Source organism: Pseudomonas sp. MPFS (genome assembly GCF_022537035.1).
GTDB classification, from domain to species: domain Bacteria; phylum Pseudomonadota; class Gammaproteobacteria; order Pseudomonadales; family Pseudomonadaceae; genus Aquipseudomonas; species Aquipseudomonas sessilinigenes.
On the sequence record NZ_CP066123.1, the window covers coordinates 2,857,696 to 2,881,551 of the forward strand.

Sequence of the window (23,856 nt, forward strand, 5' to 3'; positions counted from 1 at the left end):
CGGGCGACGCGGTGCGGCAGGCAAACCGTGGATAACGATTGGCGGCTAGTGCCGAGCCGTGCGCAGCCTGCGACAGCGGCCACACGAAGCCCTGTAGCCGCTGTCGAGCGCAGCGAGGCTGCGCCAAGGCCCGCAGGGCCTTCAGCGATCGACCGGCCAACACTGTCCCGGCACCGCTGGGAATCTGGCCAGTTCACAAAAGCTTGTTGTACAGTCGTTCAACTGTCATTTCCCGTCATTGCCAAGGAGTCATGCCCCATGAACCAGGAAGCGCGCTTTTCCCGCCTGGAACCCGGGTTGCGCAAGGCCGAGCTGATCGAGGCGACCCTGACCTGCCTCAAGCTCCACGGTTTCCAGGGCGCGTCGATCCGCAAGATCAGCGCCGAGGCCGGGGTCTCGGTGGGGCTGATCAGCCATCACTATTCCGGCAAGGACGAGCTGGTGGCCGAGGCCTATCGCTCGATTACCGGGCGGGTCATGAACCTGCTGCGCGAAGCCATGGACCAGGCCGCGCCGGCGCCCCGGGAACGTTTGTCGGCGTTCTTCCGGGCCTCGTTCTGCGCCGAACTGCTGGACCCGCAACTGCTGGACGCCTGGTTGGCGTTCTGGGGCGCGGTGAAGACCGCCGAGGCGATCAACCAGGCCCACGACCATTCCTACGCCGAATACCGCAACGAACTGGCCGGGCTCCTGGCCAGCCTGGCCGGGGACCAGGCCTGGGCCGACTTCGACGCGGACCTGGCGGCCATCAGCCTCAGCGCCTTGCTCGACGGCCTGTGGCTGGAGTCCGGGCTCAACCCCGGGACCTTCAGCCCGCAGCAAGGCGTGCAGATCTGCGAAGCCTGGGTCGAGGGCGTGCTGGCCAGCCAGGGGCGGGGCTTTCGCCAGCCGACATAGGGCTGTTGATCGGTTGTTCAGTAATGGCTAGGCTGCTGCGCACAAGGCGACACCTCTAATAAAAATAATCAGGAACACAGGCGATGACTCCTCGGGTATTGATCGTCGACGACGATCCGTTGATTCGCGAACTGCTCCAGGCCTATCTGTCCCAGGAAGGCTACGACGTGCATTGCGCTGCTACGGCGGAACAGGCCGAGAGCTTCCTCGACCAGCACACGGTCGATCTGTTGATGCTCGATATCCGCCTGCCCGGCAAGGACGGCCTGACCCTGACCCGCGAGCTGCGAGTGCGCTCGGAGGTGGGGATCATCCTGATCACCGGGCGCAACGACGACATCGACCGCATCGTCGGCCTGGAATGCGGCGCCGACGACTACGTGATCAAGCCCCTCAACCCCCGCGAGCTGGTGTCCCGGGCCAAGAACCTGGTCCGCCGCGTGCGCCATGCCCGCCAGCCACCAGCGCCGGCCAGCCATCCCAGCCCGGTCAAGCAGTTCGCCGACTGGGCCCTGGACACCGACCGCCGCCGGCTGATCGACGCCCGGGGTGGCGAAACCCTGCTGACCCACGGCGAATACCAACTGCTCAGCGTGTTCCTGCGCAACAGCGGCCACACCCTCAGCCGCGACCAGTTGATGGACCAGATCCGCAACCGCGAGTGGGTGCCCAGCGACCGCTCCATCGATGTGCTGGTGGGCCGCTTGCGGCGCAAGCTGCATGACGACCCGGCCGAGCCGGAGCTGATCATCACCATCCACGGTGCTGGCTATCTGTTCACTGCCAGCGTGGCCGCCTGAGGTGCTGCGCCGTGCCTGGGCCCTGGGGCTGATGCTGCTGGCCGGCGCGACGCTGGCCGAGCCCAGGCCGACCCTGAAATATTGTGACCACCCGGTGTACCCGCCAATCTCCTGGAGCGACGGCAGCCAGATGCGTGGCCTGGCCCCGGCCCTGGTGCGCCAGGTGCTGGGGGACTTGGGTTACCAGGTGCAGGTGGTGGTGCTGGGCAACTGGAAGCGCTGCCTGCTGGATGCCGCCGCTGGCCGCGTGGACGTGGTGCTGGCCTACCGCACCGGCCAGCGCCAGCAGGACCTGGTGTTTTCCCGGGTGCCGGTGCTGCGCGAGGAAGTGGCACTGTTCGTCAACCGCCGTCAGCTGCCGCGCTTGCAGCACCTGCAAGACTTGACGGCCTATCGCGGCGGCCTGCTGTTCGGCGAGAGCTACGGCCAGGATTTCGACCGCGAAGTGGTGCAGCACGGCAACATCGAGTGGGTGTCCAGCAGCGTGCAGAACTTCGGCAAGCTGATCCGCCAGCGCATCGACTTCATCCCCCATGAGCGGCGTACCGGGCAGTTGTTCATCGAGCGCCTGCCGGGCGCCGAGGACATCGTCGCCTTGCCCCAGGCGATCAGCGTCGACTACCTGCGCCTGGCGGTGTCGCGCCAGTCGCCCCTGGCGGCGCGCATGGACGAGATCGACACCCAGTTGCAGCGCCAGGTCGACAGCGGCGCGATCCAGCGCTGGCTGGACCAGAGCCAGGCCGACTACCGCACCATGCTCAAGGCCCAAGCCGGTGCGGCGCCATGATCGGCCCACGGCCCGGCGGCCTGCTGCGGCGCCTGTTGCTGTTCATCCTGCTGTTCAGCCTGTGCTTCACCGTGCTGGCCAGTGCGGTGCAGCTGTACTTCGAATACCGCCGCGAAATGCGCGACATCGACAGCCGCATGGAGCTGATCCGCGCCGGCTACCTGGGCAGCCTGGAACGCAACCTGTGGGACCTCAACCAGGAACAGCTGACAGTGCAATTGCAGGGCCTGGTGGACTTTTCCGATGTGGCCCGGGTGCACCTGCTCAGCAGTGATTTCGACCTGCAACAGGGCAGTGCCGAACTGATCGGGCCTTTGCGGGTGGAGCGCTTCGCCCTGAGCTACCAGCCGCCGTCCGGGCCGCGTCGCGAGCTGGGGGAGTTGCAGGTCAGCACTGACCTGGGGGCGGTGTACCGGCGCCTGTACACCACCGGGCTGGCCAGCCTGCTGTGGATGAGCGTGTTTCTCTGCGGCCTGGCGGTGGCGCTGTCCGGGCTGTTCTATCGCCTGGTCACCCGGCACCTGCAAGTCATGGCCGAATTCGCCCGCCGCGTGGCCGGCGGCGACTTGCAGCAGCCGCTGCACCTGGACAAGCGCCAGCACCCGGGCGGTGATGAGATCGACACCGTGGCCGGGGCCCTGGACGACATGCGCCGGGCGATTCTCGATGACATCCAGCGCCGCGAGCAGGACCGCCAGGCCCTGCAGGACAAGCGCGACGAATTGCAGAAAATGGTCCAGCGCCGCACCGCCAGCCTGATGCACGCCAAGGACGAGGCCGAGGCGGCCAACCTGGCCAAGTCGCGCTTTTTGGCCACCATGAGCCACGAACTGCGCACGCCGTTGAACGGCATCCTCGGCATGGCCGAACTCTTGCGCGGCGCGCCGCTTGCGCACCAGGACCGCCAGCGTTTGCAGGCCCTGCACAAGGCCGGCGAGGGCTTGCTGACGATCCTCGACGAGGTGTTGTCCTTCGCCCGCCTGGAGGAAGGGCAAAGCCGTCCGGAGGCCCGGAATTTTTCCTTGCGCCAGTTGTTGGAGGAGGTCAGCACACTGCTCGAACCCCGGGCCCGGGAGCACGGCACGCAGTTGCAGGTGCACGTCGACCCGCGCTTGGCCCCGGGGCAGTACGGCGCCGAGCAGTACCTGCGCCAGGTGCTGAGCAACCTGCTGGCCAACGCCATCCGCTTTACCGAAGGCGGCTGGGTGCGGGTCGAGGTCCAGGTGCTGGAGGACGGACCACAACGGCAACGGCTGCGCTGCTCGGTGGCCGATAACGGCATCGGTATCGCGGCCTCGATGCGCGACAAGATCTTCGAGCGCTTCGTCCAGGCCAGCGATGCGGTGAGCCGGCGCTATGGCGGCACCGGCCTGGGCCTGGCGATCTGCAAGCACCTGGTGCAGCAACTGGACGGGCGCATCGGCGTGGACAGTGAACTGGGGCAGGGCAGTCGTTTCTGGTTCGAACTGGCCCTGGGGGTCGGCCTGGGGCTACCGGCGCCACCGCCGGTCGCGGCACCGGTGCCGGGGCTGAAGATCCTGGTGGTGGAGGACGTGGCGCTCAATCGCGAGGTGGCCCAGGGCTTGCTGGAGCGCGACGGCCACCAGGTGTGGCTGGTGGAGGACGGCGAGGCGGCGCTGGAGCTGTGCCAGCGCCAGGGCTTCGATTTGTTGCTGCTGGACGTGCAACTGCCGGGTATCAGTGGCATCGAGCTGTGCCGCGAGCTGCGCCGGCGCCCGGGGCCCAATCGCCAGGCGCGGATCTTCGCCCTGACCGCCAGCGTCCAGCCGGCCCTGGTGCGCAGTTACCTGGAGGCGGGGATGCAGGGCATCCTCGGCAAGCCCTTGCAGATGGACAGCCTGCGCCAGGTCCTGGCCACTGCGGAGCCGGCCAGCGAGGCACTGGCGGCGCCAGCCCGGAGCGCTGAGGGCGTGCTCGACCAGGAACTGCTGGACACCCACCGCAGCCTGCTGGGGGAGCAGAAGTTGCAGGGGCTGTTCAAGGTCTTGGCGAGCACCCTGGACCAGCAACGGCCGTTGCTCGATGACGCCCTGGCGGCGGCCGACAGTACCCAGGTGCAGCACCTGGCCCACCGCCTGGCCGGCAGCGCCGACTCCCTGGGCTTTTGCGAACTGGCCCGGGTGCTGCGGGCGCTGGAGGATGCGGCGGGGCAGTCCGGCGTCGCGGCAATGGCCGCCCAGGTGCCAGACCTGCAGCAGGCCTGGCAGCGGGCGCGCAGGGCCCTGGATCAACTGCTGGCGGCCTGAAGTACAAAAACCTTACGACTTTTTACATCTTCGATCTTTTGCTTCAACGCGAACTTACATGGCTTTCCAATAATCGGTCGAGCCGCGCCCGCCGCGGCCTTCGAAGCTTATTGGAGATAATAATAATGAACCGCCTGCAAGCTGCTGCCCCATCCCGTCGTACCCCTTCCCAGCGCGCCCTGCGCCTCACCGACTGCTGAGGTGCGCCGTGACGACCACTACTGAACGCAAAGGCATCCAACTGACCCGGGCCTTGAAGAGCCGGCACATCTTCATGTTGTCCCTGGGAGGGGTGATCGGCACCGGGCTGTTCATGGGCTCCGGGGTCACCATCAACCAGGGCGGTCCCTGGGGGGCGATCCTCTCCTACCTGGTGGCGGGCTTCCTGATGTACCTGGTGATGGTCTGCCTGGGTGAGCTGTCGGTGCAGATGCCGGTGTCCGGCTCGTTCCAGGCCCACGCCACGAAGTACATCGGCCCGGCCACCGGCTTCATGATCGGCTGGGTCTACTGGATGAGCTGGGCCACCACCGTGGGCCTGGAGTTCACCGCGGCGGGCATGCTCATGCAGCGCTGGTTCCCCGGGGTGCCGATCTGGTACTGGTCGGCGTTCTTCGTCGCCTTGCTGTTCGGCATCAATGCCCTGGCCACCCGTGCCTTCGGCGAGGCCGAGTACTGGTTCGCCGGGGTCAAGGTGCTGGCGATCCTCAGCTTCATCGTGGTCGGGGTGCTGGTGATCTTCGGCGTCATCGACCTGCCCGGCGGCGCCCCGGCGCCGATGTTCGACAACCTCACCGGCGATTCGCTGTTTCCCAACGGCCTGCCGGCGGTGTTCGCGGTGATGATGACCGTGGTCTATGCCTTCCAGGGCTGCGAGATCATGGGCGTGGCAGCGGGGGAGACCGACCAGCCGGAAAAGAGCATTCCACGGGCGGTGCGCAACGTGGTGTTCCGGGTGCTGATCTTCTACGTGCTGGCGGTGATGGTGCTGGCGGCGATCATTCCCTGGCAGCAGGCCGGGCTGGTGGAAAGCCCGTTCGTCCAGGTGTTCGACATGGTGGGCATTCCCTATGCCGCGGACCTGATGAACTTCGTGATCCTCACGGCGATTCTCTCGGTGGGCAACTCCGGGCTGTACGCCTCGACCCGCATCCTCTGGGCCATGTCCAAGAGCGGCATGGCGCCCAAGGCGCTGTCGCCCCTGAGCAAGCAGGGCGTGCCGCTGCGGGCCCTGGCGATCACCCTGTGCTTCGCCCTGATCTCGCTGATGACCAGCTTCATCGCCGCCGACACCCTGTTCATGGTGCTGATGGCGGTGAGCGGCATGGCCGGCACCGTGACCTGGATCGTCATCGCCCTGGCCCAGTACCGCTTCCGTCGCCAGTTCCTGCGTGAGGGCGGGCAGTTGGAGCAGCTCAAGTACCGTGCGCCGTGGTTCCCCCTGGTGCCGCTGCTGTGCATCGTCCTGTGCAGTTCGCTGTTCGTGTTCCTGGCCCTGGATGAAACCCAGCGCCCATCCTTGTACTGGGGCTTGGGTTTCATCGCCCTGTGCTACGGCGCCTACTACCTGGTGAATCGCAAGCGCCAGGCCCAGCCATTGGCCGCCGCCACCTGACAGCCGAAGGCCCTGCGGGCCTTGGCGCAGCCTCGCTATGCTCGACAGCGGCTACAGGGTTTTGTAGCCGCTGCCGCAGGCTGCGTACGGGGGCGCAGCGGCCGCAAGGTCTGCATCTTTACCGGGTTGTAGTGGCTTGTTCGAAGTTGTAACAGCCGCTCGGCCACAAATCGTTCGAATCACTCTTTATTCAATAAAAACAACAGGATGGATAGGTAATCCGGCCCTGGCCGGGGTACCGCTCGAGCAATTGCCGTCTTGTTGAACAGTCGTTTAGCATGGTCCACAACTCACCTCCCTCATGCCAAATACAATCATTCGAGGACGCCCATGAGCACTTCATCGTCGCTGCTTTGCCAGATCGAGGCAGGTATCGCCTGGATCACCCTCAACCGCCCGGACCAGCGCAATGCCCTGGACATTCCCGGCTTGCGCCAATTGCACGGCTTGCTCGAGCGCTGCCAGGACGACCCGGCGGTGCGGGTGGTAGTGGTGGGCGGCAGCGGCCGCAGTTTTTGCGCCGGCGCCGACCTGGCCGAATGGGCCGAAGCCGAAGCCCGGGGCGCCCTGGAAAGCTACGGCTGGACCGAAACCGCCCACGCCCTGATGAGCTGCCTGCACAGCCTGGACAAACCCACCATCGCCGCCATCAACGGTACGGCCGTGGGCGCCGGCATGGACCTGGCGCTGTGCTGCGACCTGCGGGTAGCGGGGCAGTCGGCGCGGTTCAAGGCCGGCTACACCGGCATGGCCTATTCGCCGGATGCCGGTGCCAGCTGGCACCTGCCTCGGTTGATCGGCAGCGAGCAGGCCAAGCGCCTGCTGTTCCTCGACGAGCTCTGGAGCGCCGAACGTGCCCTGGCCGCCGGGCTGGTGGGCGAGGTCTGCGCCGACGAGCAACTGCACGCCACCGTCGGCGAACTGGCCGGCCGCCTGGCCAACGGCCCGACTTTCGCCTTCGCCCAGACCAAGCGCCTGCTGCGCGAAAGCGCCGAGCGCGACCTGCCCGGGCAACTGGCCGCCGAACTGGCCGCCGGGCTGCTGTGCGGGCGCAGTGCCGACGGCGCCGAGGCCCTGCGCGCGGCCACGGAAAAACGCCCGCCACGCTTTATCGGTCGCTGAGCCGCGACCCAATCCACTTATTTCGCACCGTCAACTCGCCACAGGTAGCGCCATGAACTTCCAACTCAGCCAAGAACAAGAAATGTTGGTCGATGCAGTCCGCAGTTTTGTCAGCAAGGAGTTGCTGCCCCACGAAGAAGCGGTGGACCGCGCCGACGAGGTCCCGGCCGAACTGGCCGCAGAGATTCGCAACAAGGCCATCGCCGCTGGTTTCTATGCCTTCAACATGCCCGAGGAGGTCGGTGGCGGTGGTCTCGACTACCTGTCCCAGGCGCTGATCGAGCGCGAGCTGGCCAAGTGTTCCTGGGCCCTGCATGTGTTCGTCGCCCGGCCGTCGAAGATCCTCATGGCCTGCACCGGCTCGCAGATCGGCGACTACCTGCTGCCTTGCGTGCAGGGCAAGAAGATCGACTGCTTCGCCCTCACCGAACCCGGCGCCGGCTCCGATGCCAATGCCATCAAGACCCGCGCCGTGCGCGAGGGCGGCGACTTCGTGATCAATGGCGCCAAGCACTTCATCAGCCACGCCGGGCATGCGGATTTCGCCATCGTCTTCGCCGTCACCGGCACCTACGAGCACAACGGCCGCCAGCGCAATGCCGTGACCGCGTTCCTGGTGGACCGCGACACCCCGGGCCTGACCATTCGCCGTGGCCCCAAGTGCGTGAGCAACCGTGGCTACCACACCTTCGAGATGTTCTTCGACGACTGCCGGGTGCCGGCCCACCAGGTGCTGGGGGAGGTGGGCAAGGGCTGGGAGGTGGCCAACGCCTGGCTCACCGCCGGGCGGGTGATGGTCGCGGCCAACTGCGTGGGCCAGGCGCAGCGGGCGCTGGATGCCTCCCTGCAATGGGCGGCGGACCGCAAGCAGTTCGGCCAGGCCATCGGCAGCTACCAGGGGGTGTCGTTCAAGCTGGCGGACATGGCCACGCAGATCCGCGCCGCCGAGCTCTTGACCCTGCACACCGCCTGGAAGATGGACCAGGGCAGCATGACCGACGGCGAGGCCGGCATGGCCAAGCTGTTCGCCAGCGAAGTGCTGGGCAAGGTGGCCGACGAGGCGGTGCAGATCTACGGCGGCATGGGCCTGATGGACGAAGGCCCGGTGGAGCGCATCTGGCGCAACGCACGGATCGAGCGGATCTGGGAGGGCACCTCGGAGATCCAGCGGCACATCATTTCCCGTGAACTGCTGCGGCCGTTGCTGCGCTGAACCGCCTGGAGAACCTGCGTCATGTCCCAGACCCTACGTGACAACCTCAAGCGCCTGCTGGCGCCCCGGCACCTGGCCTTCGTCGGCGGCCGCAGCATGGCCCGGGCCCTCAAGCGCTGCGCCGAGGGCGGTTTTGCCGGCGACCTGTGGCTGGTCAACCCGCAGCACGCGCAGATCGACGGCGTGCCCTGCGTGGCCAGTATCGACCAACTGCCGTGCGGCCCGGACGCGGTGTTCGTCGCCACCCACCGCGAGCTGACCCTGGACTGCGTCGCCCAGCTGGCGGCCAAGGGCGCGGGCGGGACGATCTGCTACGCCTCGGGATTCGCCGAGACCGGCGCCGAGGGCCAGGCCCTGCAACAGCGATTGCTGCAGGCCGCCGGCGACATGGCCCTGCTGGGGCCCAACTGCTACGGCCTGCTGGATTACCTGCACGGCGCCGCCCTGTGGCCGGTGGCCCACGGCGGCCAGCAGGTCGAGCGGGGCGTGGCGGTGCTGACCCAGAGCGGCAACTTCGCCTACAACCTGTCCATGAGCGACCGTTCGTTGCCGGTGGCCTACATGGCCTCGGTGGGCAACCAGGCGCAACTGGGCATCGCCGAACTGATGGACGTGCTGCTGGACGAGCCGCGAGTCACCGCCATCGGCCTGCACCTGGAAGGCCTGAAGAACGTGCCGGGGTTCGCCAAGGCTGCGTACAAGGCCCTGGAAAAGGGCATTCCGATCATCGCCCTGAAGACCGGGGTGTCGCCGATCGGCGCCGAGTTGGCCCTGAGCCATACCAGCTCGCTGTCCGGCTCCGATGCGCTGTACGACGCCTTGTTCCAGCGCCTGGGGGTGATCCGCGTCAGTGGCCCGGTGAGTTTTGTCGAGACCTTGAAGGCCGCGTCCTGCGGCCAGTTGCCCGCGGGCCCGCAGTTGATGGCCCTGGCCTGTTCCGGCGGCGATGCCGGGTTGATCGCCGACTACGCCGAGCGCAACGGCCTGGAGTTGCCCAAGCTGGCGAGCGAGCAATGCCAGGCGCTGGCCCAGGTGTTGCCGGGGTACGCCAACCTGGTCAATCCGCTGGATTTCACCACCGCGATCTGGGGCGATGCCCAGGCCTTGCAGCAGATGCTCGATACCGTGCTGGGCAGCGCAGCCGACAGCGCCATGCTGGTGCTGGATTACCCGGCCGAGTTCACCGGCGAGCGCAAGGAATGCGACCTGCTGCTGGAGCTGTTCTGCGCCGCGTTGCAACGCCATGGCAAGCGCGGTTTCGTCACCTCGGCCTTCCCCGAATTGCTGCCGGCGGCGGCCCGGGAGTGCCTGCATGCCCTGGGCATCCCGGCCTTGCAGGGGGTCGAGGACGGCCTGGCGGCCTGGGGCCGGATCACCGCCTACCAGGGCCGGCGCCAGGCCTTGCTGGAACTGGGCGAGGCGGCCCTGGTGCCGCTGTGTCCCGAGGCCCTGGAGGGGACGGGCCAACTGCTGGATGAATGGCAATCCAAACAGGCCCTGCGCGAATTTGGCCTACGCATTCCTGAGGGCCTGCTGAGTACCCCCGAGCAGGCGCTGAGCGCTGCGGCGGCGGTGGGTTATCCGCTGGTGCTCAAGGCGGTCAGCGTCGAGCTGCCGCACAAGACCGAAGCCGGCGCGGTGGCTCTGAACCTCAAGGACCCCGAGGCGCTAGGCGCGGCGCTGCGGCAGATGCGCGCGCGGATCGCCGAGCATGCCCCGGGGGTGGCCTTCGACCAGGTGCTGCTGGAGCCCATGGCCGCGCCGCCCCTGGCCGAGCTGATCGTCGGCATCAAGCGCGAGGAGCATTTCGGCCTGGCCTTGGTGATCGGCGCCGGCGGGGTGCTGGTGGAGCTGCTCAAGGACAGTCGCAGCCTGTTGCTGCCGACTCATCCGGCGGCAATCCGCCAGGCTGTGCTGCAACTGCGCAGCGCTGCCTTGCTGCAAGGCTTTCGCGGACGCCCGGCGGCCGACCTGGACGCGCTGGTAGCGGCCATCGGTGCGGTGGCCGACTACGCCTGCGAACACGCGGCGACCCTGCTGGAACTGGATGTGAACCCATTGTTGGTCGGTGCCCGCGGCACCGTCGCGGTCGATGCGTTGATTCGCCTTGGCCGGGTATGAGGAGAGAGACATGCACGAACAGACCTTGACCGGTGGCCAGGCCCTGGTGCGGCTGCTGGCCGGCTATGGCGTCGACACGGTATTCGGCATTCCCGGGGTGCACACCCTGGAGTTGTATCGCGGCCTGCCCGGCAGCGGCATCCGCCATGTGCTGACGCGCCACGAACAGGGCGCCGGGTTCATGGCCGACGGTTATGCCCGGGTCAGCGGCAAGCCCGGGGTGTGCTTCGTCATCAGCGGCCCGGGGGTGACCAACGTCGCCACGCCCATTGGCCAGGCCTATGCCGATTCGATCCCGCTGTTGGTGATTTCCAGCGTCAACCACAGCGCCAGCCTCGGCAAGGGCTGGGGCTCGCTGCACGAAACCCAGGACCAGCGCGCCATTACCGCGCCGATCACCGCGTTTTCGGCCCTGGCCCTGAGCCCCGAGGACCTGCCCGAGCTGCTGGCCCGGGCCTTCGCCGTATTCGACAGCGAGCGCCCGCGGCCGGTGCATCTCTCGGTGCCGTTGGATGTGCTGGCGGCCCCGGTGGCCCGGGACTGGACTGGCGAAGTGCGGCGGCGCCCGGCCCGTGGTCCCGCCGCAGCGGCGGATGTGCACCAGGCGGCGGACCTGTTGCGCCTGGCCAAGCGGCCGATGATCATCGCCGGCGGAGGGGCTTTGCATGCCGGCGCGGCCCTGCAGGAACTGGCGACCCGGCTGGGCGCGGTGTGCTTCAGCAGCGTGGCCGGCAAGGGCCTGCTGGCGGACCGGGCGCCGCTCAATGCCGGTGCGACCCTGTGCGTGGAGCCCGGCTGGCAGTTGATCAGCCAGGCCGATGTGGTGCTGGCGGTGGGCACCGAGATGGCCGACACCGACTACTGGCGCGAGCGCCTGCCGCTCAACGGCCAGCTCGTGCGGCTGGACCTCGACCCACGCAAGTTCAATGACTTCTACCCCTGCGCCGTGGCCTTGCACGGCGATGCCCGGCAGACCCTGGAGGCCTTGCTCGAGGACCTGGAGCAGCCGCCGGCGGACTCCAGCTGGGCGGTGGCGGCGGTGGCCCGGTTACGCCGCACCGTGGGCGAAGGGCAGGGCCCCTTGCAGCGCATTCACCAGCAGATTCTCCAGCGAGTGGCGGCCGAGCTGCCCGAGCGCGGCTTCATCAGCAGCGACATGACCCAGCTGGCCTACAGCGGCAACTACCTGTACCCCAGCCAGGGGCCGCGCAGCTGGTTGCACCCCACCGGCTACGGCACCCTGGGCTACGGCCTGCCGGCGGCCATCGGCGCCAAGCTCGGCGCGCCCGGTCGCCCGGGCCTGGTGCTGGTGGGCGACGGTGGTTTTCTCTACACCGTGCAGGAGCTGGCCACGGCGGTGGAGGAACTGGACAGCCCGCTGGTGGTATTGCTGTGGAACAACGACGCCCTGGGCCAGATCCGCGATGACATGCAGGCCCTGGACATCGAGCCCATCGGGGTCTTGCCGCGCAACCCGGACTTTATCGCCCTGGCCCGGGCCTTCGGTTGCCCGGTGAGCCAGCCGGCCAACCTCGACGAGCTGCAACAGGCACTGCGTCGTGGGTTCGCCCAGCCCGGGGTGACGCTGATCGAGCTCAAGCACGCCTGCGCCCAGGCCTGACCTACATTTTTTGCCAGGAGTTTCGCCATGCGTTTTTCCAAGCTGACCCAACGTATCGCCGGCGATGGCGCCGCCGCCTGGGACATCCACTACCGGGCCCTGGCCAAGCGCGAGCGGGGCGAGCCGGTGTGGCTGCTGTCGGTGGGCGACCCGGATTTCGACACCCCGCAGCCCATCGTCCAGGCGGCCATCGACAGCCTGCGCGACGGCCATACCCATTACGCCGACGTGCGCGGCAAGCGTGCCCTGCGCGAGGCCATTGCCCGCCGTCACCAGTCGCGTAGCGGGCAGGCGGTGCAGGCCGATGAGGTGGTGGTACTGGCCGGTGCCCAGTGCGCGCTGTACAGCGTCGCCCAATGCCTGCTGGACCCGGGGGACGAGGTGATCGTCGCCGAGCCGATGTACGTCACCTACGAGGCGGTGTTCGGCGCCTGCAATGCCCAGGTGGTGCCGTTGCCGGTACGCGCCGAGGAGCGCTTCCAGGTGCGTCCAGAGGACGTGGCCGCGCGCATCACCGGCAAGACCCGGGCACTGGTGCTCAACAGCCCGCACAACCCCACGGGGGCGAGCATTCCCCGGGCCACCTGGGAGGCGTTGGCGGCGCTGTGCATCGAGCATGGCCTGTGGCTGATCTGCGACGAGGTCTACAGCGAACTGCTGTACGAGGGCGAGCACGTCAGCCCGGCCAGCCTGCCGGGCATGGCCGAGCGCACCGCGACCCTCAACAGCTTGTCCAAGTCCCATGCCATGACCGGCTGGCGCCTGGGCTGGGTGGTGGCCCCGGCGCCCCTGGCCGCGCACCTGGAGAACCTGGCGCTGTGCATGCTCTATGGCTCGCCGGAGTTCATCCAGGACGCCGCCATCGTCGCCCTGGAGCAACCCTTGCCGCAGTTGGCGGCGATGACCGAGGCCTACCGCCAGCGGCGCGACCTGGTCTGCGATTGCCTGGCCGACTGCCCGGGTGCCCGGCCGCTGAAGCCCGATGGCGGCATGTTCGTGATGGTCGACATTCGCGCCACGGGCCTGAGCGCCCAGGCCTTCAGCGAACGGCTGCTGGACGAGCAGGGGGTGTCGGTATTGGCCGGTGAAGCCTTCGGTCCCAGCGCCGCCGGGCATATCCGCCTGGGCCTGGTGCTGGAGCCCGAGGCCCTGCGCGAAGCCTGCCGGCGCATCGCCCGCTGCGCCAGCGATTGCCTCGCCTAGGCGGAGGATTGTCGGAAGGCGCTGTGGGGTTAAGCGCGGTCGGTTTCCAGGGGTGGGTCGAAGGCCACGAACAGCTGGTCGGCGGTGATGTTGGCCAGGTCCTGGCGCATGTTGCGCTCCAGCAGGCTGAACAGCCGGGTGAAGACGTCGAACACCTTGCAGTGCTCTTCCATGCCAGAGAAGGGGTTGTCGATCTTCTCGGCGATCAGCGAGCTTTCCTGCACCGCGTCGTAGACGTCCTGCAGGGTGATCTGCGCCGCTGGGCGGGCCAGGGTCAGGCCGCCCTTGGGGCCACGGCAGGAGGCGAGGATATCGGCCTTGACCATCTGCGACACCAGGTTGCGTACCCGCGCCGGGTGGATCTTGACCCATTTGGCGATGGTCTCGGTGCGCAGCTTCTGCGGCGCGTTGGCGGCCACGAAGGACAGGATGTAGGAAGCGGTGATCAGGCGGGTCGACTGGCTCATGGGTGTCTGCAAGTCCCTGGGAAGGCGCCAGTATGCCAGCGCTGGCCGTTCAACGACGTGGTGAAAGCGATTGTGTGGAAAATAAAGTATTTGTTACGGTAACAATTATAAATAAACCCCGAGGAACCGCCATGAATGTGCTGATCGTCCACGCTCACCCCGAGCCGCAATCCTTCACCGCCGCGCTGCGCGACCAGGCTCGCAGCACCTTGGAGGCCCAGGGGCACCAGGTGCAGGTCAGCGACCTGTACGCCATGGACTGGAACCCGGTGGCCAGCGCCGCCGACTTTGCCCGGCGCGACAACCCCGAGTACCTGGTCTATGCCCTGGAGCAGCGGGTGGGGGTGAAGAACGGCGGGATCGCCGCCGACATCCAGGGCGAGCTGGACAAATTGCTGTGGGCCGATCTGCTGATCCTCAATTTCCCGGTGTACTGGTTCTCGGTGCCGGCCATGCTCAAGGGCTGGATCGACCGGGTGCTGGTGTCCGGGGTGTGCTACGGCGGCAAGCGTTTCTACGACCAGGGCGGCCTGGTGGGCAAGAAGGCCCTGCTGAGCCTGACCCTGGGCGGGCGCGAGCACATGTTCGGCCAGGGGGCGATCCACGGTCCGCTGGAGGACATGTTGCGCCCGCTCTTGCGCGGCACCCTGGCCTATGTCGGTTGCCAGGTGCTGGAGCCGTTCGTGGCCTGGCACGTGCCCTATATCAGCCAGGACGCGCGCGAGGGGTTCCTGGCCCAGTACCGCCAACGCCTGGAGCGCATCGATGAGGAGCAACCGCTGGTGTTCCCGCGCCTGGAACAGTTCGACGACGCCCTGTACCCGTTACCGGCGTGATGGGCTTCGTGTAGCCGCCGCCGCAGGTTGCGCATGGGCGCCTAGCGGCCACGGGGTAGGCGATTGCTGGAAGGCCCTGCGGGCCTTGGCGCAGCTTCGCAGGCTCAGCAGCGGCTACAGGAGGTGTAGCCGCTGCCGTGGGGGGATCGGCTCAGAAGCGCAGGGTGACACCGGTGGTCAGCCAGCGGTCGCGCCGGTCCGTCAGGTGCTGGCCCAGGATCAGGTCCAGGTCCAGGGCGTGGCCGATGTGCAGGCGCGGGCCGGCTTGCCAGGCTTGTTCGCCGCCGCGCTGGCCGTAGCGTTCGGCGATCAGGGTCAGGCTGGGCAGCAGCTCGTATTCCACCCCCGTGCCCCAGGTCCAGCGATGGTGCTGCTGGCCGTCGTCATAGGCGTGGCTCCAGCCGGTACTGAGGTTCAGGTGCAGCGCGTCGCTGGGGCTGAAGGTCAGCGGCAGGCTGAGGTCGCCACCGTCGAAGCTGTGGCTGCGGTTCAGTGCCCAGTGGGCGGAACCGGCGAGCGCCAGTTGCAGGCCCAGGTCGTCGCGGTCCAGCAAGGCCAGCTTGACCTGGGGGCTGAGCTGGGTTTCGCCGTGCTCATCGGTTTCCTGGCGTTGCAGTGCGGCGCCCAATTGCACCCCAGGCAGTTGGCTGAAGGTGCAGGCCGGCACCAGCACGCTGTTGTGGTTCGAGCCTTGGCGGCGATCGGCCTGGTACCAGAGGTCGACATTGCATTCGCCGGGGGCGTTGATCCCGCCGTTGTCCACCACGTAGGCGCCACCGGCGGCCTGGGCCTTGGAGCACAGGGCCAGGGTCGCGGTGGCGCCGGCGGTGATGGCCAGGAACAGCAGGTTGCGCTTGAGCATGCGGCTTTTGGCGACGGGCAGCGGTTGGCCCCAGGCGCGGGAGCGGGAGGAGCGATGCGGACGATGCTGGGTCATGGCGAATCTCACGGCTGTGGGCGCCGGGTTGGCGGCGCCCGGGGTTGGAGTCATGAAGTGGCGGCTGATCACTCACCCAGGCCCAGGGTCTGGATGCCCTGGGTCCGGGCTTGGGCCAGCAGTTCCTCGGTGTCGTCGCCACCGGGCAGGGCGAGGACGATGTCGGGGCGGCTGTCGGCCAGCATGAAGCGGTTGCGCAGGCGCTCGGCGTGCTTGCCGTGCAACTGCCAGTTGGGCGGGTAGCGGACGAGGTCGGCGCCGATCTCCCGGGCCCAGTCCTCGATCTGCGCTCCGAGGAACTGGCTGCCGCCATGGATCACCACCCGTACCGGGTGCAGGCGCTGGAAGGCCTCCAGCACTTGGCGGCAGCGGCGGCTGTCGGTGTAGTGGCGACCGGCGCAGATCAGGACGCGCATCGGCTGTCCTCCCGGGTGTCGTGCGACTGGCCGGGCAGGGTCTCGGCCAGTGGCTCGCCGAGATAGCCGTGCTCGATGTCACGCTCGCCGGCCCGTTCCAGCACTGGGTAGGCCAGGGCGGCGATGTGGTGGTGGACCCGCCGGTAGTCGCGCAGCAGGCGCTGGAAAATGTCCCCGGACTCGGCCCAGGCGCTGCGGTCTTCGCGCAGTTGGCGAAAGTGCTCGCGGCCGGCGGCGGCTTCCAGGCGGCGCACGTTCTCCTTGCGTGCCACCAGTTGATGGGCGGTGGCCAGGTCTTCGCGCAGGAACACCGTGACCGCGAGGCTAAGGCTGGCCAGCAGTTCCTGGTGCAGCGGCACCAGGGTCCCCAGCTCGAAGGCGGAGAACGGCTCGCTGCGGCGCAGGCGCCGTACCGCCAGTTGCGCCAGGCTGCTGCTGAGGATGTCGCCGGCGTGCTCCAGGTTGATCACCAGCAGCAGGATTTCCTGGGAGCGGTCGGCGTCCTGGTCGCTGATGCCTTCCTTGCCGATGTCCGCCAGATACGCGCGGATCGCCGCGCTGAGCAGGTCCAGGGACTGGTCGATCTGGCGGATTTGCTCGGCGTTGGCCACCTGCGAGGTGCGCAGCAGTTGCAGGACCCGGTCGAGCATGCCCGAGAGCATGTCGGCCATGCGCAGGGCCTCGCGGGCGGCATTGGCCAGGCCGATATTGGCCACTTCCAGCCCGGCCTCGTCCAGGTACAGCGGCATGCCCGGGTCGGTCACTGGCGGCGGGGCCGGCAGCAGGCGGGTCAGCAGCTTGCCCATGGGCTCGGTGAAGCCGATGAACAGCAGCCCCAGCACCAGGCTGAAGACGCTGTGCAGGTAGACCACCAGCAGCGCCCCGGGCAGCTGGCGCACGCCTTCGAGCTGGGCCAGTGCGCCGATCCACGGCAATACCAGCGCCACCCCGGCCAGGCGCACTAGCAGGTTACCCAGGGGTAGGCGCCGGGCGACATTGCCGCTGGCGCCCAGCAGCGAGGGCAGGCTGCCGCCGAGATTGACCCCCAGCACCAGGGCCATGCTGGTGGCCGGCGACAGCAGCCCGGTGCCGGCCAGCGAGGCGACCAGCAGCACCACTGCCACGCTGGAGTGGCACATCCAGGTCAGCACGACCGCCACCAGCAGCGCCAGCAGCAGGTCGCCGTCCAGGCTTTGCATCACCAGGCGCAACACCGGGGTGTGTTCCACCGCACCCAGGGTGGCGCCGAGCGTGCCCAGGGCCAGGAGCATCAGGCCTAGGCCGATCAGCGCGGCGCCGATGCTTTCAAAGCGCGAGTCATCGCGCAGGCGCAGGCACAAGAAACCCGCCAGCAACGCCACCGGGGCGGCCAGCGAGAGGTCCAGGCTCAGCAGCTGGACCACCAGGGTCGAGCCGATGTTGGCCCCCAGCATCACCGCCAGCGCCGGGGCCAGGCCCAGGGTGCCGGCGGCGGTGAAGGAGCTGGCCATCAGGCTCACTGCGGTACTGCTTTGCAGCACCCCGGTGATGCCGACGCCGCACAGCAGCGCCAGCCAGCGGTTGTTCAGGTGTTGCCCGAGCCAGTGGCGCAGCGGGCTGCCGAAGCCGCGCAGCAGTGAGTTGCAGATCATCTGCGAGCCCCACAGCAAGAGGGCGATGGCGCCGGCCAGGTTGATCAGAAGGGTGGTTCCCGACATGAGGGTTCTCCCGGGACGGGTGCGGGTTCAGGCGATCGCCAGGCGCAGCGAGGCGCGGTTGATGGCGGCGCTCAAATCCAGCACGAAACGCATTTCCACGGCGCTCAACAGGCCCCGCACATAGAGACGGCAACCCAGGCGGGCGAGCAGCCGGGCACAGGCGCACAAGGCGCAGACCAGCAAGGCCTTGAAGCCGCGTTGCAACGAAGAAAAAGGCTTGAGGTACATGGCGACGCTCCTTTGGGACGAGCGCTGTCGGCGTCGGCACGGCGCGGGCCGCGCCGACGGTGGCAGCAGTGGGGTGGATGATCGCAAGCGACCGCCGGCGGGCGGCCGCGCCACGTTTCAGGCCCTTAGAACCACTGCTTGAAGCGGCGGATGTACAGGGTCTTCATGGTCTGGGCGACCACGCAGTAGCTGAGCAGGGTGCCCACTAGCCAAGGGAAGTACTCCCACGGCAGCGGCACCAGGCCGACCATGCTGCCCAGGGGCGAGAAGGGCACGTAGATCCCCAGCGCCATCACCAGTCCAGTAGCCAGCATCACCGGCAAGGCCGCGGTGCTCTGGATGAACGGGATCTTGCGGGTGCGCAGCATGTGCACCACCAGGGTCTGGGACAGCAGCCCCTCGATGAACCAGCCGGACTGGAACAGCGCCGCCATCTCCACGCTGTTGGCGGCGAACACGTACCACATCAGGGCGAAGGTGGTGATGTCGAAGATCGACGAGGTCGGCCCGATCCAGATCATGAAGCGCCCGATGTTGTTGGCGTCCCACTTGCGCGGCTTGGCCAGGTACTCCTTGTCCATCTTGTCCCAGGGCAGGGCCAGCTGGGAGAAGTCGTACATCAGGTTCTGCAGCAGCAGGTGGATCGCCAGCATCGGCAGGAACGGGATGAAGGCACTGGCCACCAGTACCGAGAACACGTTGCCGAAGTTGGAACTGGCGGTCATGTTCAGGTACTTCATGATGTTGCCGAAGGTCTCGCGGCCCTTGATCACCCCTTCCTCGAGCACCATCAGGCTCTTTTCCAGGAGGATGATGTCCGCCGATTCCTTGGCGATGTCGGTGCCGCTGTCCACCGAGATGCCGACGTCGGCATCGCGCAGGGCCGGGGCGTCGTTGATCCCGTCGCCGAGGAAGCCCACGGTGTGGCCGTTGGCCTGCAGGGCCTTGAGCACCCGCGACTTCTGCAGCGGGGTCAGCTTGGCGAACACCGTGCGTTCTTCCACCAGCCGGCCCAGGACTTCATCGTCCATGTGCTCGATGTCGCGGCCCAGCAGTGGCTCGCCGGCTTCCAGGCCGACCTCACGGCAGATCTTGGCGGTGACGATAGGGTTGTCGCCGGTCAGTACCTTGACCGCCACGCCGTTGTCGCGCAGGGCGGCGATGGCCGGGCCGGCGGTTTCCTTGGGCGGATCGAGGAAGGTCAGGCAGCCTTCGATCACCAGCTCGCGCTCATCGCTGGCGCTGTACTGGCTGCGGGTCTGGCCTTTGGGCAGCTCCCGGGTGCCCACCAGCAACACGCGAAAGCCATCGCGGTTGTAGCGTTCGGCCAGGGCCAGCAGTTGTGCCCGACGCTCGGCGTCCAGGGCCACGGCAACGCCGTCCTGGCGGACCCGGGTGGCGGTCTCGAGCATTTCCTCCACCGCGCCCTTGCACACCAGGAGGTGCTGGCCATGGGCGTCAGCGAGGATCACCGACAGGCGCCGGCGCACGAAGTCGAACGGCAACTCATCGATCTTGCGCCAGGCGGCGGGCGGGGTGAAGCGCGGGTTCTCCTCGGCGAAGGCCACCACCGCGCGGTCCATCAGGTTCTTCATGCCGCTCTGGTGGTAGCTGTTGAGCCAGGCCAGTTGCAGTACCTGGTCGCAGCGTTGGCCGTCGATGCCCACGTGGTGCTCGAGGATGATCCGGTCCTGGGTCAGGGTGCCGGTCTTGTCGGTGCAGAGCACGTCCATGGCGCCGAAGTTCTGGATCGCGTTGAGGCGCTTGACCACCACCTTGCGCTTGGCCATGGCCGCGGCGCCCTTGGCCAGGTTGGCGCTGACGATCATCGGCAGCATTTCCGGGGTCAGGCCGACGGCCACCGCCAGGGCGAACATGAAGGCATCGGCCCAGTCGCCCTTGGTGAAGCCGTTGATCAGAAGCACCACCGGCACCATCACCAGCATGAAGCGGATCAGCAGCCAGCTGACGCTGTTGACCCCGCGGTCGAAGGCGGTTTGCGAGCGCGAGCCGACGATGGAACGGGCCAGGGAGCCGAAGTAGGTACGCGCGCCGGTGGCCACCACCACGGCGGTGGCGGTGCCGCTGACCACGTTGGTGCCCATGAAGCAGATGTTGGGCAAATCCAGCAGGTCTTGCTGGTCGGCGGCCTGGGCCTTGGCGGATTTCTCCTGGACAGCGCCCAGGGTGTCGTACTTCTCCACCGGCAAGGCTTCGCCGGTGAGCACCGCCTGGCTGATGAACAGGTCGCGGGATTCGATCAGGCGGATATCGGCAGGGATCATGTCGCCCGCCGAAAGCTGGATGATGTCGCCCACCACCAGTTCGCGCATCGGTACTTCGCGTATCCGGGCCTGCATGCCCATCTGCTCGCGCCGCAGGACCGCGGCGGTGGTGCGGACCATGGCCTTGAGGGCCTCGGCGGCCTTGGCCGAGCGGTGCTCCTGCCAGAAGCGCATCAGGCCGCTGGCCAGGACCATCACCAGGACGATGATGACCCCGGTGAGATCGGTTTCTTCGCCGGCCTGCAGCGGCAGCCAGAAGTCGGTGAAGAAACTGATACCGGTCAGGGTCATCAGCACATAGATGAAGGGGTTGTTGAAGGCTTGCAGCAGTTGCACCAGGGCGTGCGGCGGACGGTCGTGGGCGACCTCGTTGTGGCCGTCCCGTTGCAGGCGGCCTTCGGCGTCCAGTTCGGTGAGACCGGCGGTGCTGGACTTGACATTGGCCAGGGTCACGGCCAGGCCGTTCTGGGCTTCACGGGCGGCGCGCATCGACAGCTTGTGCTGGTCGCCGGTGGCGTTGTGGTTGCGGGAAGTTGCGATTTTTACAGTCATGGGTGTGTGCTCCTGCCGCTTGCTGACGGCGCGACACACGAGCCACTCAACTAATCAAAGGCGAGCGAAAGTATGTCGAACCGCAGGTTGGCGATCGATTTTGATCTGGGCGTCTTTCAGGATTTAACGTTCGCTGCCCACACAATGAAGTTGCATGGACAGCGAACCTACTACTGGCCTCTTCCATAACTTTCTCCGGCATGTTTATTAACTTTAAGGCGATAGGGTGCCGACAAGTTCCTATATAAGGAATTCGTCTTTGAATAACGAAAGTTATTGTCGCCTGGAACTTAGGTGCGAGCCCCGAGATACAGGCCAAGGATCAAGGCAGCCTGGGTGAAGAGCCAGGCCGCGCCCCGACTCTGCGGGTCCTGGCTGTCGTCGAAGCTCCAGCGTTGTTGCAGTTGGCCGCTGGTGGGGCAGACACGCCAGTTGGCCCGCAGGTGCGTGGCGCAGGCAGCTGTGGTGCGAGAGAAAGGCGAGCGGGCCTGGGCCTTGGGCTCAGGGCGCAGCTTGACCCGCATGGTCGCGGCAAAGGCGCGGACACCGGGCATTACAGAGGAAGTGAAGGTCATAACAGTTGCCTCGCGACCGGACTGGCTCCGGAGGAGGCAAGTTACGTTGGAGCGTCAAGCTCTAGCGCAGCTCACCCGACCGTGGAGTCGAGTCCCGTCTTGTTCAGGGTTAAGTGCCTGGCGGTGCCCGAGGGCCGCGACCAGACAGCGTCTAGATACTGTGTCCATTGGCTTCTTTGGTGAGTTGGAAAAAAGGCCGGTTTGACCGGCCCGCGCAATTTACTCAGGGCGCTGGGATGAGTCAAGTTCAAATTGCTCGGAAATCAATGATCGATGATGTTTTTTTCAGCTGAGGTTCAGGCAGGGAACAACTAACTTGTAAAGTTGCTTGTGTAAGTTGGACGGTAAATAAAAAGTGCCCATGATCGAATAACATCATGGGCACTCAATAGTTACGAAGTTGCCAGGACCTCAATTGAGCAGGTGCTGGGAAATATCCTTGTAGGTGGCACTGTCAGTGGCGGCCATCAATTGCCGGCCATCCTTGAAGGTGCCGATGAAGGTCACCTCGTTTTCCGTGCCCGCGATCAGGTAGCCGGCCAGCGCCCCCACCGGGCCCAACAGCATGGCGCCGGCCAGGCCGTAGCCCAGTGCGTCGCGGTTGGTCACAGGGCTTTCGCTGGCGATTTCCAGGGACTTGAACGCCGATGCCTTGACGTCGACCCCGGCACTGTTGAGCACGGTCTTGAGCCTGAAGGTACCGTGCCGGTATTCACCGGTGCCTTGCAGGAAATCACCCGATAAAACCTCGATCTTTGCCATGTTGAATCATCCTTATCCAAGCATAACCAGACAGGCCATTGAGCTCGCCGTCACCGGGAGCGTCAACGGAGTTGCGATGAAGGGCACTACCACCAGTCAGCAGCCCTCGTGCATCCAGCCTCGGCCAGTGCTCCGCTGGCGATGCTGATCCAAGTCAGGGCTGTGAATGTTTGTAGCAGCCAGCCGACCAGTGCCCCGGGGCTTCCGACCAGCGGTGCGGCCAGCGATGGCAGAAGGGGACGAGCGGTATGAAGAGCCAGTGTCCGGCCATTACCTTGTGGCGATCTATGACTGTTGTATTACCCTGCGCCACTGATTGTCGTCTGCTCTCGGGTCCCTGGAGTCGCCATGCCTCGCTTCGCCGCCAACCTCAGCATGCTCTATCCGCAACACGCCTTTCTCGATCGCTTCGCTGCAGCCGCCGCCGATGGTTTTGCCGCCGTGGAATACCTGTTTCCCTATGAGCATCGCGCCGAGGAACTCAGGCAGCGCCTGGACGACCATGGCCTGCAGCAAGTGCTGTTCAACGCACCACCGGGAGACTGGGCGGCAGGGGAGCGCGGCACGGCCTCGCTGCCCGGGCGCGAGCAGGAGTTTCGCGCAGGGTTCGCCCGGGCCCTGGAGTACGCCGCGGTGCTGGGTAATGCACGCATCCATGTGATGGCCGGGCTGCTGGCCGACGAAGGCGAGCGGGCCCGGCACCATGGGGTCTACCTGGAGAACCTGGCCCATGCCTGCGCCCGGGCCGCCGAGGCGGGCATCACGGTATTGGTGGAGCCGATCAACACCCGGGACATGCCGGGGTTTTTCCTCACCCGCCAGGACCAGGCCCAGGCCATCTGCCGCGAAGTAGGGGTCGACAACCTCAAGGTGCAGTTCGACTGCTACCACTGCCAGATCGTCGAGGGTGACGTGGCCACCAAGTTGCGCCGCGACCTGGCGGGCATCGGCCATATCCAGGTCGCCGGGGTGCCGCAGCGCCATGAACCGGATCTGGGGGAGTTGCATTACCCCTACCTGTTCCAGTGGCTGGATGAGCTGGGTTATGCCGGCTGGGTCGGTTGCGAGTACCGGCCCCGGGGCGACACCAGCGCCGGCCTGCAATGGCTGCGGGACTGGCAGGCGCGTTGATGCGATGGCCCTGGGCTAGGGGCAGAAGGGGCAGTACAGGTTGTCCAGGAAGTCATCGCTGTGGATGTTCGCGTCCAGGACCTGCACCACCACCGGGCCGTGGCGCGGGCATTCCAGCACTTGCCCGGCGCCGCTGCGGGTGGGCTGTTCTGCGCTGAACTCGTTGCAGCCGCACCAGGGGCACTTTTGCAGGGGCTGTTCGTGCTGCCCGAGGATCGCCAGGGTCCAGCCGCAGCCGGTGCAGTTCAGGCGGTGAAGGGCGCGGGCAGGGGTGAAGGTGGGCATCGATGGTTCCTCGGTAGGACGCTCCGGGCAGTGGCTTGA

The 23,856-nt window shown here is 66.9% G+C and carries 21 protein-coding genes; 12 read left to right on the top strand and 9 right to left on the bottom strand.

From position 1 onward, the window contains the following. The first annotated feature begins 258 nt into the window (after positions 1 to 258). From I9018_RS13535 to I9018_RS13580, 10 genes are all read left to right on the top strand, one after another. Positions 259 to 897, top strand: a complete 639-nt coding sequence (locus tag I9018_RS13535; RefSeq protein ID WP_022644049.1) for a TetR family transcriptional regulator C-terminal domain-containing protein — start codon at positions 259 to 261, stop codon at positions 895 to 897. An 83-nt stretch (positions 898 to 980) separates the two neighbouring features. Then, on the top strand, positions 981 to 1,697 hold the full coding sequence (locus I9018_RS13540; protein WP_022644050.1) for a response regulator: 717 nt from the start codon (positions 981 to 983) through the stop codon (positions 1,695 to 1,697). Between the two features lies 1 nt (position 1,698). Continuing rightward, positions 1,699 to 2,484, top strand: a complete 786-nt coding sequence (locus I9018_RS13545) for a transporter substrate-binding domain-containing protein (protein ID WP_241109756.1) — start codon at positions 1,699 to 1,701, stop codon at positions 2,482 to 2,484. After that, complete coding sequence (locus I9018_RS13550; RefSeq protein WP_241109757.1) at positions 2,481 to 4,751, top strand: ATP-binding protein; 2,271 nt, start codon at positions 2,481 to 2,483, stop codon at positions 4,749 to 4,751. The genes I9018_RS13545 and I9018_RS13550 overlap by 4 nt, the downstream gene beginning before the upstream one ends. Positions 4,752 to 5,025: 274 nt before the next feature. Next, a complete protein-coding gene (locus I9018_RS13555) occupies positions 5,026 to 6,366 on the top strand; it encodes an amino acid permease (protein WP_241110143.1) in 1,341 nt (446 codons plus the stop codon). 330 nt (positions 6,367 to 6,696) lie between these two features. Continuing rightward, positions 6,697 to 7,488, top strand: coding sequence for an enoyl-CoA hydratase-related protein (locus tag I9018_RS13560; protein WP_241109758.1), 792 nt, complete (start codon positions 6,697 to 6,699; stop codon positions 7,486 to 7,488). A gap of 52 nt (positions 7,489 to 7,540) precedes the next feature. Continuing rightward, on the top strand, positions 7,541 to 8,701 hold the full coding sequence (locus tag I9018_RS13565) for an acyl-CoA dehydrogenase family protein (RefSeq protein WP_022644056.1): 1,161 nt from the start codon (positions 7,541 to 7,543) through the stop codon (positions 8,699 to 8,701). 21 nt (positions 8,702 to 8,722) lie between these two features. Beyond that, complete coding sequence (locus I9018_RS13570) at positions 8,723 to 10,822, top strand: acetate--CoA ligase family protein (protein WP_241109759.1); 2,100 nt, start codon at positions 8,723 to 8,725, stop codon at positions 10,820 to 10,822. Positions 10,823 to 10,832: 10 nt separating this feature from the next. Further along, positions 10,833 to 12,443: a 5-guanidino-2-oxopentanoate decarboxylase gene (locus tag I9018_RS13575; RefSeq protein ID WP_241109760.1), complete on the top strand. Its 1,611-nt coding sequence runs from the start codon at positions 10,833 to 10,835 to the stop codon at positions 12,441 to 12,443. A 27-nt stretch (positions 12,444 to 12,470) separates the two neighbouring features. Beyond that, positions 12,471 to 13,646, top strand: a complete 1,176-nt coding sequence (locus I9018_RS13580) for an aminotransferase class I/II-fold pyridoxal phosphate-dependent enzyme (RefSeq protein ID WP_241109761.1) — start codon at positions 12,471 to 12,473, stop codon at positions 13,644 to 13,646. Between the two features lie 29 nt (positions 13,647 to 13,675). Here the strand turns inward: I9018_RS13580 and I9018_RS13585 are convergent, their stop codons facing one another. Beyond that, positions 13,676 to 14,113 (bottom strand): Rrf2 family transcriptional regulator, encoded by a 438-nt coding sequence (locus I9018_RS13585; protein ID WP_022644059.1) that lies wholly within the window; start codon positions 14,111 to 14,113, stop codon positions 13,676 to 13,678. Positions 14,114 to 14,244: 131 nt separating this feature from the next. Here I9018_RS13585 and I9018_RS13590 point away from each other — a divergent pair, with 131 nt between their 5' ends. After that, entirely contained in the window at positions 14,245 to 14,949 is a 705-nt protein-coding gene (locus tag I9018_RS13590; protein WP_068586689.1) for an NAD(P)H-dependent oxidoreductase, read from the top strand. A 151-nt stretch (positions 14,950 to 15,100) separates the two neighbouring features. Here the strand turns inward: I9018_RS13590 and I9018_RS13595 are convergent, their stop codons facing one another. The 7 genes from I9018_RS13595 to I9018_RS13625 form a co-directional block, all read right to left on the bottom strand. Then, complete coding sequence (locus I9018_RS13595; protein ID WP_241109762.1) at positions 15,101 to 15,886, bottom strand: hypothetical protein; 786 nt, start codon at positions 15,884 to 15,886, stop codon at positions 15,101 to 15,103. A 68-nt stretch (positions 15,887 to 15,954) separates the two neighbouring features. Then, the gene (locus I9018_RS13600) at positions 15,955 to 16,302 is read right to left on the bottom strand and encodes a DUF2493 domain-containing protein (RefSeq protein WP_022644062.1); all 348 of its coding nucleotides are present in this window, start codon (positions 16,300 to 16,302) and stop codon (positions 15,955 to 15,957) included. Further along, a complete protein-coding gene (locus tag I9018_RS13605; protein WP_053130492.1) occupies positions 16,290 to 17,999 on the bottom strand; it encodes a Na/Pi cotransporter family protein in 1,710 nt (569 codons plus the stop codon). The genes I9018_RS13600 and I9018_RS13605 overlap by 13 nt, the downstream gene beginning before the upstream one ends. 27 nt (positions 18,000 to 18,026) lie before the next feature. Continuing rightward, positions 18,027 to 18,227 (bottom strand): hypothetical protein, encoded by a 201-nt coding sequence (locus I9018_RS13610; RefSeq protein ID WP_241109763.1) that lies wholly within the window; start codon positions 18,225 to 18,227, stop codon positions 18,027 to 18,029. 125 nt (positions 18,228 to 18,352) lie between these two features. After that, entirely contained in the window at positions 18,353 to 21,064 is a 2,712-nt protein-coding gene (gene mgtA, locus I9018_RS13615; RefSeq protein ID WP_241109764.1) for a magnesium-translocating P-type ATPase, read from the bottom strand. Positions 21,065 to 21,354: 290 nt separating this feature from the next. After that, positions 21,355 to 21,639 carry a hypothetical protein gene (locus I9018_RS13620; protein ID WP_031321607.1) on the bottom strand — a complete coding sequence of 95 codons (285 nt, stop codon included), beginning with the start codon at positions 21,637 to 21,639 and terminating at the stop codon, positions 21,355 to 21,357. 411 nt (positions 21,640 to 22,050) lie between these two features. Then, positions 22,051 to 22,401, bottom strand: coding sequence for a hypothetical protein (locus I9018_RS13625; protein ID WP_068586709.1), 351 nt, complete (start codon positions 22,399 to 22,401; stop codon positions 22,051 to 22,053). A gap of 348 nt (positions 22,402 to 22,749) precedes the next feature. On the opposite strand from I9018_RS13625, the gene otnI reads away from it, so the two are divergent. Continuing rightward, a complete protein-coding gene (gene otnI, locus I9018_RS13630; protein ID WP_241109765.1) occupies positions 22,750 to 23,532 on the top strand; it encodes a 2-oxo-tetronate isomerase in 783 nt (260 codons plus the stop codon). A gap of 15 nt (positions 23,533 to 23,547) precedes the next feature. On the opposite strand, the gene I9018_RS13635 is transcribed toward otnI, so the two are convergent. Continuing rightward, entirely contained in the window at positions 23,548 to 23,817 is a 270-nt protein-coding gene (locus I9018_RS13635; RefSeq protein WP_241109766.1) for a zinc ribbon-containing protein, read from the bottom strand. Positions 23,818 to 23,856: the final 39 nt, after the last annotated feature.

What these genes read in the sequence shown, in the direction of transcription:
- I9018_RS13535 (WP_022644049.1), top strand. Translation starts at nt 259, where the DNA reads ATGAACCAGGAAGCGCGCTTTTCCCGCCTGGAACCCGGGTTGCGCAAG.
- I9018_RS13540 (WP_022644050.1), top strand. Translation starts at nt 981, where the DNA reads ATGACTCCTCGGGTATTGATCGTCGACGACGATCCGTTGATTCGCGAA.
- I9018_RS13550 (WP_241109757.1), top strand. Translation starts at nt 2,481, where the DNA reads ATGATCGGCCCACGGCCCGGCGGCCTGCTGCGGCGCCTGTTGCTGTTC.
- I9018_RS13555 (WP_241110143.1), top strand. Translation starts at nt 5,026, where the DNA reads ATGTTGTCCCTGGGAGGGGTGATCGGCACCGGGCTGTTCATGGGCTCC.
- I9018_RS13560 (WP_241109758.1), top strand. Translation starts at nt 6,697, where the DNA reads ATGAGCACTTCATCGTCGCTGCTTTGCCAGATCGAGGCAGGTATCGCC.
- I9018_RS13565 (WP_022644056.1), top strand. Translation starts at nt 7,541, where the DNA reads ATGAACTTCCAACTCAGCCAAGAACAAGAAATGTTGGTCGATGCAGTC.
- I9018_RS13570 (WP_241109759.1), top strand. Translation starts at nt 8,723, where the DNA reads ATGTCCCAGACCCTACGTGACAACCTCAAGCGCCTGCTGGCGCCCCGG.
- I9018_RS13575 (WP_241109760.1), top strand. Translation starts at nt 10,833, where the DNA reads ATGCACGAACAGACCTTGACCGGTGGCCAGGCCCTGGTGCGGCTGCTG.
- I9018_RS13580 (WP_241109761.1), top strand. Translation starts at nt 12,471, where the DNA reads ATGCGTTTTTCCAAGCTGACCCAACGTATCGCCGGCGATGGCGCCGCC.
- I9018_RS13585 (WP_022644059.1), bottom strand. Translation starts at nt 14,113, where the DNA reads ATGAGCCAGTCGACCCGCCTGATCACCGCTTCCTACATCCTGTCCTTC.
- I9018_RS13590 (WP_068586689.1), top strand. Translation starts at nt 14,245, where the DNA reads ATGAATGTGCTGATCGTCCACGCTCACCCCGAGCCGCAATCCTTCACC.
- I9018_RS13595 (WP_241109762.1), bottom strand. Translation starts at nt 15,886, where the DNA reads ATGACCCAGCATCGTCCGCATCGCTCCTCCCGCTCCCGCGCCTGGGGC.
- I9018_RS13600 (WP_022644062.1), bottom strand. Translation starts at nt 16,302, where the DNA reads ATGCGCGTCCTGATCTGCGCCGGTCGCCACTACACCGACAGCCGCCGC.
- I9018_RS13605 (WP_053130492.1), bottom strand. Translation starts at nt 17,999, where the DNA reads ATGTCGGGAACCACCCTTCTGATCAACCTGGCCGGCGCCATCGCCCTC.
- I9018_RS13610 (WP_241109763.1), bottom strand. Translation starts at nt 18,227, where the DNA reads ATGTACCTCAAGCCTTTTTCTTCGTTGCAACGCGGCTTCAAGGCCTTG.
- mgtA (WP_241109764.1), bottom strand. Translation starts at nt 21,064, where the DNA reads ATGACTGTAAAAATCGCAACTTCCCGCAACCACAACGCCACCGGCGAC.
- I9018_RS13620 (WP_031321607.1), bottom strand. Translation starts at nt 21,639, where the DNA reads ATGACCTTCACTTCCTCTGTAATGCCCGGTGTCCGCGCCTTTGCCGCG.
- I9018_RS13625 (WP_068586709.1), bottom strand. Translation starts at nt 22,401, where the DNA reads ATGGCAAAGATCGAGGTTTTATCGGGTGATTTCCTGCAAGGCACCGGT.
- otnI (WP_241109765.1), top strand. Translation starts at nt 22,750, where the DNA reads ATGCCTCGCTTCGCCGCCAACCTCAGCATGCTCTATCCGCAACACGCC.
- I9018_RS13635 (WP_241109766.1), bottom strand. Translation starts at nt 23,817, where the DNA reads ATGCCCACCTTCACCCCTGCCCGCGCCCTTCACCGCCTGAACTGCACC.